The organism is Pedobacter sp. PACM 27299, assembly GCF_001412655.1.
Lineage (GTDB): Bacteria > Bacteroidota > Bacteroidia > Sphingobacteriales > Sphingobacteriaceae > Pedobacter.
The window spans coordinates 5,716,215-5,730,231 of the sequence record NZ_CP012996.1; the positions used below are offsets into that span (position 1 = coordinate 5,716,215).

Annotated in this window: 11 protein-coding genes; 6 read left to right on the plus strand and 5 right to left on the minus strand. The window is 40.0% G+C overall.

Annotation, left to right across the window (positions count from 1 at the left end):
* Positions 1-203 precede the first annotated feature (203 nt).
* Together AQ505_RS24060 and AQ505_RS24065 are read left to right on the plus strand one after the other, a co-directional pair.
* Positions 204-2,036: a serine hydrolase domain-containing protein gene (locus AQ505_RS24060; RefSeq protein ID WP_082461696.1), complete on the plus strand. Its 1,833-nt coding sequence runs from the start codon at positions 204-206 to the stop codon at positions 2,034-2,036.
* A 51-nt stretch (positions 2,037-2,087) separates the two neighbouring features.
* Positions 2,088-2,660, plus strand: a complete 573-nt coding sequence (locus AQ505_RS24065) for a DUF1579 domain-containing protein (protein ID WP_062550510.1) — start codon at positions 2,088-2,090, stop codon at positions 2,658-2,660.
* Positions 2,661-2,762: 102 nt separating this feature from the next.
* Here the strand turns inward: AQ505_RS24065 and AQ505_RS24070 are convergent, their stop codons facing one another.
* Positions 2,763-3,728 (minus strand): isopenicillin N synthase family dioxygenase, encoded by a 966-nt coding sequence (locus tag AQ505_RS24070; protein WP_062550511.1) that lies wholly within the window; start codon positions 3,726-3,728, stop codon positions 2,763-2,765.
* Between the two features lie 244 nt (positions 3,729-3,972).
* Between AQ505_RS24070 and msrA the strand changes: the two genes are divergently transcribed.
* The gene (msrA, locus tag AQ505_RS24075; RefSeq protein ID WP_082461698.1) at positions 3,973-4,575 is read left to right on the plus strand and encodes a peptide-methionine (S)-S-oxide reductase MsrA; all 603 of its coding nucleotides are present in this window, start codon (positions 3,973-3,975) and stop codon (positions 4,573-4,575) included.
* Between the two features lie 230 nt (positions 4,576-4,805).
* Positions 4,806-5,264: a copper resistance protein NlpE gene (locus AQ505_RS24080; protein WP_062550513.1), complete on the plus strand. Its 459-nt coding sequence runs from the start codon at positions 4,806-4,808 to the stop codon at positions 5,262-5,264.
* Positions 5,265-5,365: 101 nt separating this feature from the next.
* Here the strand turns inward: AQ505_RS24080 and AQ505_RS24085 are convergent, their stop codons facing one another.
* Both AQ505_RS24085 and AQ505_RS24090 read right to left on the minus strand, forming a co-directional pair.
* Positions 5,366-6,649: an SGNH/GDSL hydrolase family protein gene (locus AQ505_RS24085; protein WP_062551192.1), complete on the minus strand. Its 1,284-nt coding sequence runs from the start codon at positions 6,647-6,649 to the stop codon at positions 5,366-5,368.
* 23 nt (positions 6,650-6,672) lie between these two features.
* On the minus strand, positions 6,673-7,881 hold the full coding sequence (locus AQ505_RS24090) for an OmpP1/FadL family transporter (protein WP_062550514.1): 1,209 nt from the start codon (positions 7,879-7,881) through the stop codon (positions 6,673-6,675).
* Between the two features lie 308 nt (positions 7,882-8,189).
* On the opposite strand from AQ505_RS24090, the gene AQ505_RS24095 reads away from it, so the two are divergent.
* Positions 8,190-8,822, plus strand: coding sequence for an NAD(P)H-dependent oxidoreductase (locus AQ505_RS24095; protein ID WP_062550515.1), 633 nt, complete (start codon positions 8,190-8,192; stop codon positions 8,820-8,822).
* Between the two features lie 523 nt (positions 8,823-9,345).
* On the plus strand, positions 9,346-12,063 hold the full coding sequence (locus AQ505_RS24100; protein WP_062550516.1) for a carboxypeptidase-like regulatory domain-containing protein: 2,718 nt from the start codon (positions 9,346-9,348) through the stop codon (positions 12,061-12,063).
* A gap of 6 nt (positions 12,064-12,069) precedes the next feature.
* Here AQ505_RS24100 and AQ505_RS24105 read toward each other — a convergent pair whose 3' ends face one another.
* Together AQ505_RS24105 and AQ505_RS24110 are read right to left on the minus strand one after the other, a co-directional pair.
* Complete coding sequence (locus AQ505_RS24105; RefSeq protein WP_062550517.1) at positions 12,070-13,626, minus strand: PspC domain-containing protein; 1,557 nt, start codon at positions 13,624-13,626, stop codon at positions 12,070-12,072.
* Entirely contained in the window at positions 13,623-13,991 is a 369-nt protein-coding gene (locus tag AQ505_RS24110) for a PadR family transcriptional regulator (protein ID WP_062550518.1), read from the minus strand. Before AQ505_RS24110 ends, AQ505_RS24105 begins: the two co-directional genes overlap by 4 nt.
* Between the last annotated feature and the right edge of the window lie 26 nt (positions 13,992-14,017).

The following is a 14,017-nucleotide window of genomic DNA, read 5'->3' on the forward strand; positions in this document are numbered from 1 at the left end:
TTGTTAATAATTTGTCTTTTAATGCCTATTTCCATTTTATTTGTTCCTTTTTCTATCTTTATCGACAGGAAAGAAAGCTATTGGCCCGACTATTGGAAGTCTCCGATTCGTCAGCTGCAAATACATCATCAGCAGATCTGATCGCAACTCCATTTTATAGCAGCAGCAGCAGCCAGGAACCTACCTTCTTAAAAAACAGCTAAATGAATAAAAAATACAGCAAAAAAAGTAACCTTGCCGGGATCATGATCACCAGCTTTATGGCTTTATTTACTTTCAGCGCCTGTGCGCAAAGCCATCAGCAGAACCAGCAAAAAGTGGCTGTTATCAATACGATCAGCAGCAATACTGTACTCTTAAATAACCAAACAAATCTGCTCCCTATAACCGCATTGGATCAGAAAAACATCGCTTCGGTGAGCCTGGATTTCAGCTTCAAATCTTCGTTTGACAGCCTGTTAAACAAGTATGCGAAAGTCAGCAGTTTTTCTTCTGATGCTTACCTGGCCTCTACTACACTGGACGACCTGGAAGATGACCTGAAATACTTCAATCTCGTGATTGTAGCATTACCGGTTTCGGCGATAAACAACCCTAGAAATACCAGCTTCATCAACAGTGTTGCAAAAAATAAAAAGATCATTATTGCGCTGTTCGGAGAAACTGGCAGCTTATTGGCATTTGACGGAATTTCTGCGCCTATCATTTGGAGCAATCAAAACAATGAAGCAGCAGCAGTCACTGTTCCTCAGATGATTTTTGGCGGCATTCCATTTACTAAAAAATTAACGGCAAGCTATTCGCCGAAATATGTTATTGGACAAGGTGCCAGTACCACCCAAACCCGATTAAAATATACGCTTCCGGAAGATGCAGGTGTCAATTCCGATGATTTGAAAGAAATTGACAACATCGCTGAAGAAGCCATCCGTGAGAAAGCCGCTCCGGGGATTGTGGTCCTGGTGGCGAAAGATGGAAAAGTAATTTTCAATAAAGCTTATGGTAATCATACTTATGTGAATGGTTTACCAGAAAAAGTAACCGACATTTTCGATCTGGCATCGCTCACTAAAACTACCGCAACAACACCAACTGTGATGCGTTTATTTGAAGAACATAAATTAAATCTCGATACAAATATTGGCGCTTACATCCCTAAAGCAAGGTTATCACCTATGAATCCGATTAAAGTAAGGGAAGTAATGCTGCACCAGGCGGGATTTATCCCTTTCATTCCTTTCCACGATTTTGTGAAACCCGGAGACTATAGCAGAGATTCTAGTGCTGCTTTTCCGACCAAGGTGGCCGACAATTATTACATCAAAAAAGGATTTTTCAAAGAGGTGATGTGGCCAAAAATGTTGAATTCCCCGATCAGAACACGCGGGAAATACGTCTACAGTGACATCAGCATGTATGTGATGAAAGAAATCTGTGAACGCCTCAGCGGAATGCCATTGGACACCTATGTATGGGAGAATTTCTACAAACCTTTGGGCATGCAAACGGCGGGTTTCCTACCAAGAAACCGCTTTTCAAAAGATCAGATCGTACCTACTGAACAAGACAATTATTTCAGAAAAACATTGCTGGAAGGTTATGTCCATGATCAGGGTGCAGCATTAGCAGGCGGCGTATCTGGTCATGCGGGATTATTTAGCAGCGCAAATGACCTCGCCATCATTTACCAGATGTTATTGAATAAAGGCAGTTATGGCGGAAACCAATATTTCCAGCCGCAAACAGTCGACATGTTTTCCAAGAAACAATCAGATGTGAGCAGAAGAGGACTAGGTTTTGACAGATGGGATCCAGATGCAACTAAGAAATATCCTTCGCAACTGGCCTCTCCCCTTACTTATGGCCATACCGGCTATACCGGAACGGCAGTCTGGGTAGACCCCGCCAAAGGACTCGTTTACGTGTTTCTATCCAACCGCATAAACCCCAAAGTATCAGAGAAGTTAGGGAGTTTAAAAATCAGACCAAGAATTCAGGACGCCATTTATAAAGCCATAGAAAAAGGTAGTAATTAGCTTCAGTTTTTCGTAAATTAGAATTACCATATAAAACTTAATTCTAATGAAATGAAAAAGTTAACATTATCTGTTGTGGCTTTGCTGATGCTGGCCATAACCTGTCGGGTTCAAGCTCAGGATGATGCCATGATGAAAGCATGGCAAGCTTACATGACACCCGGCGATGTGCACAAAATGATTGCAAATGACGATGGAAAATGGGATGGGGAAGTTACCATGTGGATGGCGCCAGGTGCTCCGCCGACGAAAAGTAAAACCAGCAGCACAAATTCAATGATCATGGGGGGCCGTTATCAAAAATCTATTCATGAAGGAAACATGATGGGGATGCCTTTTGAAGGAATGAGCCTATTGGGCTACGACAATTCAAAAAAGACCTTTGTGTCTACCTGGATAGACAACATGGGCACAGGTATGATGAACATGGAAGGCACCTGGGATGATGCTACAAAAACCATTAATTTTAAAGGTAAGTGTGTAGATCCAATGACCGGAAAAGACATGGATGTCCGTGAGGTTTTCAAATTTGTTGACAAAGACCATCAGGTGATGGAAATGTACTGCAATACAGATGGAAAAGAAATGAAAACTATGGAAATCCAGTTCAGCAGAAGAAAATAACTCCTTTCATCTTTGAAGAATCAACGATTGTTGATCAAAAAAAAAGCGGCCGTATCACAAAATGATACGGCCGCTTTTTTTTGATCCTGTTTGAGGAAATAATTACATTTTCTTCAATCCAATTTCACGTAAACGCTCATCAAGGTATTCACCTGCAGTCATATCAGCATATACTTTAGGATGGGCTTCATCCACTGTAGATGGCAGACTTGTCAAGTCCATATTTGCGCGTGGGTGTAAAAAGAAAGGAACAGAGAAACGAGATGTTTTCATTAGCTCACGTGGTGGATTTACCACTCTATGTGTGGTAGAACGTAATTTGTTATTCGTTAAACGCTGCAGCATATCTCCAACATTCACTACGATATCTGTGTGACCAGCTTTAATTGGCAGCCATTCATTGCTGCGGGTCAATACTTCTAGACCATCAGCACTTGCACCGATCAATAAGGTGATCAGGTTGATGTCTTCATGTGCTCCTGCACGTACTGCATCTGCAGCTAATGCTTCCGGATTTTCAATTGGGAAATAATGAATCCCTCTCAAAATTGAATTACCGTTGTGCACATGTTTATCGAAATAATCGATTGGCAATTCCAGGTAAGTCGCAATGGCGCGCAGTAAATGTTTGCCATTGTTTTCTAAACGCTCATAAATTTCACGGGTTACCGCATTAAATTCAGGAAGTTCTTCCAGCACTTCATTCTCCGGGTATTCCGATTTAATCGGATCACCATCTGTTACTTCCTGACCAATTTGCCAGAATTCCTTCAGATCTGCCGTTTTAGCACCTTTAGCAGTCTCTTTACCTGGGCTGGTGTAACCACGCTGACCAGCAAGCTCTGCTCTTTCATATTTTTTCTTTTGCTCTGGTTTCAAGGCAAAAACACCTTGAATGTTGGCATATAGTTTATCAATCAATTCTTGGTCTACACCATGATTAGTGATGGTTACAAAACCAGAATCGTTAAAAGCTCTGCCCAATTCATCAGAGAATTTTTTACGCTGTGCATCATCTCCATTGATGTATGAGCCCAGGTCTAAACTAGGAATATAAGGTGTTGACATATCGATATTTTTATAGGTATTAACATCGCAAATTTAATAAAGTATTGTTAATAAATGTTAAATATCAATACAAATGAAAAGCAATTATCTGAAAATAAATATATTAAGTTATACACATTTACAAATAGGCTACTGTAAATTATCAGCTGATTGTAATAGTAGGTACAGATACGGTTTTAAGAAAACTATAAACACTACACTTACGTATTATATTTTGAATGGTTTTTAACTAGCCCCTACTATCATGAAGTATTTATCAATTATGATCCTAATTTTATTATCCGCTGGCAGTGCCGATGCACAGTCAAAAAAACTACAGAAAGCGACCTTTGGTATGGGCTGTTTCTGGTGTTCTGAAGCACTTTTCCAACGTTTGGAAGGCGTTACAGCGGTCAGATCGGGTTTTGAAGGCGGATCAGTTCCCAACCCAAGTTATGAAGATGTATGTACTGGAACAACTGGACATGCAGAGGTGATTGAGGTCACTTATGACCCAGCGAAAATTAAATATGATGAGTTGCTGGAAGTATTCTGGAAAAGTCATGACCCGACTACACTAAACCGTCAGGGTGCAGATGTAGGTACACAATACCGTTCGGTGGTTTTTTACCACAATGACGAACAAAAACAAATTGCCGAAAAGTATAAAAAGGAACTCAATGCGACCAATGCTTATGGCAAACCTGTGGTGACTACCATAGATAAAGCTGGATCGTTTTATGTAGCAGAAGCTGACCACCAGGATTATTTCAACAAGAATGGAAATCAGCCATATTGCAGGTTAGTCATCCTCCCTAAGTTAGAGAAACTGGAAAAGGTTTTCAAGGCGAAACTGAAGAAAAATTAAACTGGATGATTGATAAAAACCATCACATTGAAAAATATTCAGGCATCAAGATGATCAACAATTAACACCTGAAGCGAAGAAAAATCAAGCAACCAATGAAGATGTAGATGAATAGGAATAGCAGCCCAAAAGTTAGACAAAAACTTTTGGGCTTTTTTTTTGCAAACATATTCCTTATCAAATCGTTTAATTGGCAGTACATCCATAGGTATCAAAAAAAAAAGCTACTCATGAAAATGAAAATCTTAACACTCGCCAGCATTTCCCTGTTTTTTATGGCCTGCAACAGCGACCAAAAAACGGTCAGCAATATTGATAGTACAAAAAAATCGGCAGACACCGTCATCAACGATTCGCATAATGCAAAAAATTCACTGGATTGGGCCGGCACATACAAAGGCGTCACTCCTTGTGCGGATTGCGAAGGCATTCAAACAGAACTAACTTTAAACTCAGATATGAGTTATGCCCTAAAAACCAATTATATGGGTAAAGACACTCATTTCCCGGAAGACCATGGTACTTTTGCCTGGGACACGAGCGGATCAAAAGTAGAATTGATCGGCCTAAAAGATGGACCAAGTAAATATTTTGTGGGGGAAAATATGTTGAAACAATTGGACATGGAAGGCAAAGAAATCAGTGGTCCTCTTGCAGACAAATACGTCCTTAAAAAAGAAATAAAGTAACCTCCTGAATAGAGGGCATTCGAAAAAAAACAGGGAATATCATGATTTATGATACTCCCTGTTTCTATATATAACTAAACCCTTTGCTCAGTCTGTGATTATTAAGGGAATTTAACCCCTCTGTATCTCGTCACATCTACAATTGGAATAGAAGAGCCATATTTCGAATTAATGGATCGGATAAATTCATTGGCTACTAAGGCGTAACCCATTGGAGTGAGGTGAATTCCATCCAGAGAGAATAGATTTCCTGTAATGTAAGCCGCACTAATTGGTACGCCATTTACCACTTTACCAGCACCATATTCTCTTAACAATGCATAAGCATCCACAATTGCTAAGCCTTTGTTTGCAGCTACAGTTTTAATTGTATTATTATAAGAAGCCACATAATCTGAAACTATCCCAGCTTCATCTTCATCCAATACCCACTGACTTTCCACTGGATTGGAAGGAAATAAACCATAAGGAACGGCACCGGTACCAATAAGATTTGCTGATGCCAATGGCAATACAAAAAAGTCTTTTACGGTAGCTGCTCTGGTCGCATTCTTGCCTGTTTTGATATAAATCGTATTTATGGTTGGTGCAGTCACATGTACGGCAGCCAATAGAGAATTCAAAGTAACCGTATTAAAGAATGGTGTTTTCAAAATATCCGGTATGGTGGCTACCACGCCTTTGGCATTATTCGCCGTCATCTTATTTGCCGCATCCGCATACAGACTGGCAAATACATTTTTATCTGTAGGCTGATCTGCAGGATTTGCCCCTCCGGAAGTCGCATAACCCAGGATATCGTTGTTACCCAGCCACATGCTAAAGAAGGTAAATGGTTTTGAAGTCACAAAATTCAGGTAGGTAGTAGTCGTGTTGTTAGGGAAATCCGTTGGCAGCATCCTTTCGTAGAAATTGTTCAGGTTACCATACTGAGGAATATTGATATGCACCAGTTTAATTCCAGGAACACCGTAATTGTTGATTTCTCCAACATACTTAGTCAGCAACACCGTAGGTGTAGTAGTACGTACCGCAGTATTTGTATTCTGATCACCAATAATTGGGAGACCTGCTGGGGTAAAACCTTTCAAGATTTTATATCCAGAACCATCTGCTTGAGATTCATTAAAAAAAGGGGTATAAAAAGCACCGCCACCAACTGTTTTCATCTGAGTAGCTATCATTTCAGGAAAAGAGTTTTTCTGTCCTTCCAGGTATAGTCCATTATCGGCATAACCGGAAGTCAGGGAATTACCAACAGCGATATATCTGGAAAAATCAGCGCTTCCTTTAGATGGAGTAATCGTGCTTAGTTCGGGTTTGCAGGAGGCCATTCCAAGAATAGCGACCGCAATTATACTTCTAAAAATATATTTTGAGTTCATTGTGATTTGTCTGAAGAGGTGGATTACCATTTATAAGAGAAAGAGATACCAGGGATATAGGCCAATGTTTTAAACTCACCGCTCAACTGGGTTTCAATATTTGTTTCATTTCTTTTCTCTACGTTTTCATATAAGAAAGAAAAATCGATATTGAATCGCTCCGTTGCCTTAAATCCGATACCTGCACTCAGCAAAAGACGGTTCGCATCCGGCACTTCCGGCGTCACATAACCTTTTCCTACTGGGGTAAAAGCATAGCCGATACCAGCGCGTAAAGCCAATCTATTGGTGGTTTGATTTTGAATACCAAAACGCAATGCCGCAGCATCATGGTAATTTCTTGGAGAAGGAGGCGACACAAAATTATTATTATAATCAAAAGCCAGCTCTTTATATTTACTCCAATGTACCCAGTTCACATCCAGGGCAAGTGTTGTCTTATCCGAAGGCTGGAAACCTAATCCCAGCGTAGTAGTAGCAGGTAAAGGAAGCTCTGCACCGAATTTAGTAGGTACACGGTCTCTGATTGCATCAGGTACATCAAAAATAGCATCTCCATCTTTAACGGTTGCAGTAACCTGCGAACGGTGGGTTACCCCGATAGACACTCCAGATACCGTTTCCACATAAATACCTGCATTCCATCCAAAATCTTTAGCATCTCCTTTTAGTTTTGCAGAAGCTTGTCGGCCATCGTTCAAGGTATAAGGCAATGCCTTTCTCAGGTCTACTTTTCCTAATGAGTAAACCAGACCACCACCAATACCGATGTGATCAGTAATTTTTAAACTTAAAGTTGGCTGGATATAGATGGCTTGCAAATCCAGTGAAGTCACTGAATATCTTCCCGTCCAATCTTCCTTCCAGTGCATGGCACCACCAAAAGGCGTGTAAATTCCCAGACCAAAGCGAAGCCTGTTTTCAGGAGATCCGAATACGGCATAACCCATAATCGGAGTTGCAATCTTATCCTTATTGTATTCTGTGACATTGGAACCGTTCTCACGGAAAGCTGTTTTCAGGTACAATGGAGAGATTCCAGCCTGTACACCATTCTTTTTCAGAAAGGATACGGCACCTGGGTTGAAAAACACTGCGGCTTCATCTAGGGCTAGCCCTGTCCCCGCCCCGCCCATAGCAGTTTGTTTTTGTCCTTGCAGGTTGACCTGAAAAGACTGGGAATAGCCCAGAACGGGCAGGGCCAGCAAGCAACTAAGTAAAATCTTTTTCATATATGGTTAGAATTAAATTGATACTTATTAAACAACAAATAGTTAAATAGAGTTTTAGTAAATTAGCTATGCTTGCATAATAATTAACGAGTTTAGTTAATTAACTAAAATAATCCAAATCTTATTTTACAACTATCAGGAATAACCGTGTGCAGTCTGGGTAGAAACGAGTATCATCTAAAAGTAAAAAGCCAGAAAGATGAATACAGATTATAGTAACATACGTACATTTGCTAACAGTGTTATTTATTTGGTTGCTATATAACTAACACCCAAGAAAAAGAACATTTACGTAAAAAAGATATATTATGAGCTTAATTGAAGCATTAAACTGGCGTTATGCCACTAAGAAAATGAATGGTGAAAAGGTTTCGCAAGACAAAGTTGATCAGATTGTTGCAGCTGCGCATCTTGCACCTACTTCTTCTGGTTTACAGCCATTCAAAGTAATTGTAGTGACTAACCAGGAATTAAAAGAAAAAATCAAAGCGATCGCTTTTGGTCAGGAACAGATTACAGATTCTTCACACCTGTTGATTTTTGCAGCATGGGATAACTATACAGAAGAGAACATCAGACACATATTTACTCAAGGCAATATAGAGCGTGGTTTACCAGAAGATGCCAATGCAGATTACCTGAACAGATTGATTGGTTTGTATACCGCAAAAACACCGGAGGAGAATTTCCACCATGCTGCAAAACAAGCTTACATTGGCTTTGGTGTAGCTTTGGCTGAAGCCGCTTTATTGAAAGTTGATGCAACTCCAATGGAAGGCTTTGATCCTGCTCAATTAGATGAATTGTTAGGATTAAAAGAAAGAGGATTGCGCAGCACAACTTTGTTACCTCTAGGATATAGATCAGAAACTGGCGACTGGTTAGTGAACCTAAAAAAGGTACGTACTCCAATGTCTGATTTCCTGATTGAATTCAAATAAGGAAGGTTATTAACAGTTAAAAGCTGTTAAATCGATCTAAGAGACGCCTCTGTATGCTTTAATAGCAGACGGAGGCGTTTTTTTATGCCTAAAACGGTGACTCACCACATCAGATCTTATCCACAATCAAATGTGAACAACCTAATGTGAGTAACTTATTAATCACCACAAATACAACAACTTAAACACTTACACAACTCACATTCTCATCCACAATCTATGGTAAGAACAAAAATTAAATGTGCATATCCTTTATGCATCCACCACATTTTTGAGTTTTTCCACATCAATGACCCATAAACACCCAGGTTATCCACACAATTATGTGGACAACCTCACAACAACTTGTTAATTTAGCTTTAACCAGCATGTTAATCAAAAAAACAATCCACATTTACAAAAAAGCATCTCCCCTTCCTTTCGTCTTTTTTAAATGTAAAAATATGTTAAACATCACTCAGCATAAGGCTATTCCCTCCATAAATGAATATATTAGCCATATTAACCGTTTTTAACTATTTTGATGAAACTGATAAACTTCGTTATTGCCTTTCTTTTGCTATCCACCACTTTGCACTTTTCTGCAAATGCACAACAGGACAGTGTTGTTTTAAACAACATCATTAGCAAAACCAAAAAACTTTCCGACGAGCAGCCTATAGAGAAAGTGTACCTACATTTCGACAAGCCCTATTATAGTGTTGCGGATACAATCTGGTTTAAAGCTTATCTGACTATGGAACAAAATATTCCATCGCAGCTCAGTAAAATTGTCTACGTGGATGTGATCAATGAAAGAGATTCATTGGTAGAAACTTTAAAACTGCCAACCACAAACAGTGTGGCTGCTGGAAACATTCCATTAACCCCTGGAAATTATAAACAAGGCAACTATTTCATCAGGGCCTATACGGTATGGATGCTGAATTTTAGCGATCAGTATTTTTTCAAAAAAACCATTCCAATTGGTGAAGCGATAGAAAAACAACTGATCACCCACTTCAATTATACCAGCACCCAAACTGATAAAAGCCAAAGCATCAACGCGATTATTCAGTTTAAGAATGCGGATAAAGTAGTACAGGCTAATAAAGTAGTGAACTGGAGAGTCATTTCCAATTACGAGACGGTAAGTAAAGGAAAAGGGACGACAGATCAGAATGGGATTTTGAAAATTAAAATAGAACCCCGTAAAAATGAAATCATCACCAATGGGGAGCTGATCACGGATCTCAGCCTGACAGAAAAAGAAATCCTGACTTCCTCTTTCCCTTTAAGACCTGTTAAATCAGACAATGACCTCCAATTTTTCCCGGAAGGTGGAGAATTGGTCAATGGACTGGCCGTAAGAATGAGTTTCAAATCCCTGAATGCAAAGGGACTTGCTGCGCCATTAACCGGAAACATTACTGATAATGCAGGAAATAACCTGGCTTCATTTAGCTCTAATGCTTTAGGAATGGGCTCTTTCTACCTGAACTCAGAAGCGGGAAAAACCTACAAAGCGAATGTGACTTTTAAAGACGGCAGCACTAAATCTTTTGATCTCCCAAAGGCAAATCCAGCAGGAATCATTACCCAGATCACCAATACTGACCCGGTTAATTTTAACCTAAAGATCCTTGCGAATGATCCATATTTTGAGCAAAACAAAGGAAAAACCTTTTTTATTATAGGCACGCAAGGTGGAATTATCTATTATGCCGCAAAAACACGTCTGGCTACACAAGTGAACTCTGCAAAGATTCCTAAAGAAAAATTCCCAGCAGGAATCGTACAGGTGACTTTGATTGCTGAAAATGGAGAGCCCTTAAATGAGCGTCTGGCTTTCAATTATCCTACACAGGAAAACCTGAGCCTTAAAACAGATTTACCAACCTATAAACCAAGGCAAAAAGTAAAACTAAGTGTCATCCCTAAAAATGCAACGCAACCTTTAGAAGGCACTTACTCTGTATCCGTAACCGACGAAACGAAAGTTCCTGTAGATGAAGATTCAGAAACTACGATATTAAGCTCCCTTTTATTGACCTCAGATCTACAGGGCTATGTGGAAAAACCGAATTACTATTTCACTAAACCGGATGAGAAAAAGCTGGCAGATTTAGACCTGCTCCTGTTAACTCAGGGCTTCCGCAGATTTGCCATGAAAGACCTCCTAACAGGTAAACCTGCATCAATCACTTTATTACCAGAGCAAGATATGCGCATTACCGGTACACTGAGAGATCGTACAGGGATGCCAGTAAGAAAGGGTGCGCTGCGTTTAACTGTTCCTGGAACCAGTATTTCTGCAGAAGCGATCACCAGCCCTTCGGGTATTTTTGCTTTTGGAAACCTGGTTATTCCAGACTCGTCAGAAGTGCTGATCAATGCAAAATATAGCACCAATGGTTCTAATCTGATGATTTTACTGGATGGTTCTCCATTACCTGATGTTGGAAAAAACATCAGCCATATTGGATCGGCAGACAATATCGATAGTACCTTATCTGCTTACCTGAACAATAGCAAGAAACAATACAACTTCTTACGTACCTTAAAAGAGGTAAAAATTGAAGGTGCTAAAGTGAAAAGACCGAGTCATGCAGACCATCCAAGTCTTTCTGGGTTAAGTTCTATTAATGCAACAGTGATTGATGGAGACCGATTAAAGGACTGCAATTCTCTGGCCTTATGTTTACAGACAATGGCCATGGGTTTAACGTACTTTGAAAACAATTTCTACGTGACCCGTGATTATCAATCCGGCAGCAGGGTTCCAGTACAAATATTTATCAATGGAATGGCCCTGGATTATATGGCATTATTAGGGGTAAATCCGAAAGAAGTAGAATCCGTAGAGGTCTTCACTAAAGATGATCTGGGTACGATCAACAGGATGTACAACACAAATGGTGTACTTGTAGTAAACACAAAAAAAGTAGTGAAAAGCACGATGAGCCTTGCTGATTTAAAGAAAATCCTTCCTAAGGAAAATATGCTTAAATTTAATCCGAAAGGATTTAGCAAACAGCGCGAATTTTATATGCCTAAATATATCAATCCTGCAAATACCTATAACTTCAACGACCTGAGAACCACTATTTATTGGAACCCTAAAGTGAATTTTAATGGTTCTACCCCATTGGTATTAGACTACTGGAATGCCGATGGCAGAGGAACATATAAAGCAGTAATTGAAGGGGTAGACAAATTCGGTAATTTAAGCCGCTTTGTCTACCGCTACTCCGTAAAATAATAAGACTTATTCGTCTGAGTGATCGTCTATACGTTCACTCAGACATTCTAATCCGTTCTCGGTCATCACCCATTCCGAAAACTCTTTGCTGTCATCCGCATAACAATCCCAGTAATTGTGCCCGGTTAAGTATTCTCTCAAATTGCGATTGATCTTTAAATGAGTACCCACTGGTATGTTTAAAACCAACTGCACTTCCTGAGCACGATAATTCGCTTTCTTTAGCAGTTGTAAACCAGAACTAAAATTCAATACCGAATCGCGCTGCTGAAAATCATAGTGTATGTTCTGCGCGTTTTTCAAAGCCATCTCAAATGTTTTCCCCATAGCACTGTAGTTTTCCGAAAGTGTCATTTTTCCGTTCTCACTTTTCTCCAGTCTAAGGTTCATATTTCTTGGCTGATCCATTGGCCCACGGCCATCTTTTAAGATTCTGCGACCCTTATATTTGATCGGATCAATCTTGTAGTTTAGGCTGTCCTCCTTCGTGAAGAACCTGGTTTTATCAACAGACAAAACCAGAGTTTGATGAGGCACCAATTCCTTTACCTGTGCAAATTCCGCGCTTTCCTTAAACTCAGCACTTACTTTAGCAATGTAAAATACGGATACGGCAACACCTGCCAGCCAAATCACTAATAAGCCAAAAGAAACTGTTTTATGGATGGGTTTGCCATTAAAAGCAACCCGGATAGAAAACAGTACCAGTGCCAGGATTGGAATCAGAAAAACCACAAAAACAGCGAGGATCATTTTGCTGAAATAGGCTTCATTGATGATACTGAAAGGGAAATAAGAATAGACATCTGCATCCCATACTCCAAATACGCCCGCCAGACTGATGATCAGCATCAGCAATAAAAAGGAACCGAAGATGACGATGGCAGTAGCCACCAATTTAAGCGCAGCCTTTCCAGTGCCATTGATAAAGTTCCCAAGAAACTCAAAGAACTCGGCAAGAAAACCACGGGATTGTTTTACCAAAGGATTCTGGTGGCTGTTCATAAAACCGCGCAAATTAGCTTCTTCCCCTCTCATGGCCATTTTATCAGACTTGCTTTCTGCTTTAGGAATTACGATCCACATGATCAGGTAAATTAGAATTCCTGAGCCACCCATGAAGATGGAAAGCAATGCTGCCAAACGCACCCAGCGTGCTTCGATATTCAGGTAATGTCCCAATCCAACACATACACCAGCGATCATTGCCTGATCCGTATCACGGAACAATTTCTTAATCCCATCATGAGGAGGCATAGCCTGCTGTGGATTACCCGACATTTCGTCCTGCTCTTCCGAATTTTCAAAGTCTTTCACAGAACCCATCTGGGCGATCACCGACTGTACATCCTGAATATCGATGACTTGCTTTTGCTGTTGCGTCAATAACTCTCCAAACATCTCTGCAATCCTGTTCTCTATGTCCGTTACAATTTCGAAATCATCTGCATTTTTTGCAAAATGGTGTTTCACTTCATTCAGGTAAACGGTGAGCGTCTCATAGGCATCTTCTTCCAGGTGGATGATGGAGTTGCCAATATTTATATTTAAAGTCTTCTTCATGATTTGGTTAGGTTTATTTGGATTTCGGATTCCATAGTTGTTCCTTTTTTAGAGGTGTTGATGGCGTAAGCCAATTCCTGCCAGGTATGGTCCAGCTGACTAAGGATGGCTTTTCCTTCTTCGGTTAACACGTAGTATTTTCTGGGTGGCCCGGAAGTCGATTCGACCCAGTTGTAACTCAACAAGCCGTTGTTCTTCAAACGTGTAAGCAAAGGGTACAAAGTACCTTCCACTACCAGCAATTTTGCCAACTTTAATTCTGCGATAATATCAGAAGCATAGATCTCTCCTCTGGATATGATCAGGAGCACACAGTATTCCAGTATGCCCTTTCGCATTTGTGTTTGTGTATTTTCTGCTATCATAATTCAAAGTTATGTGTTTTATATAG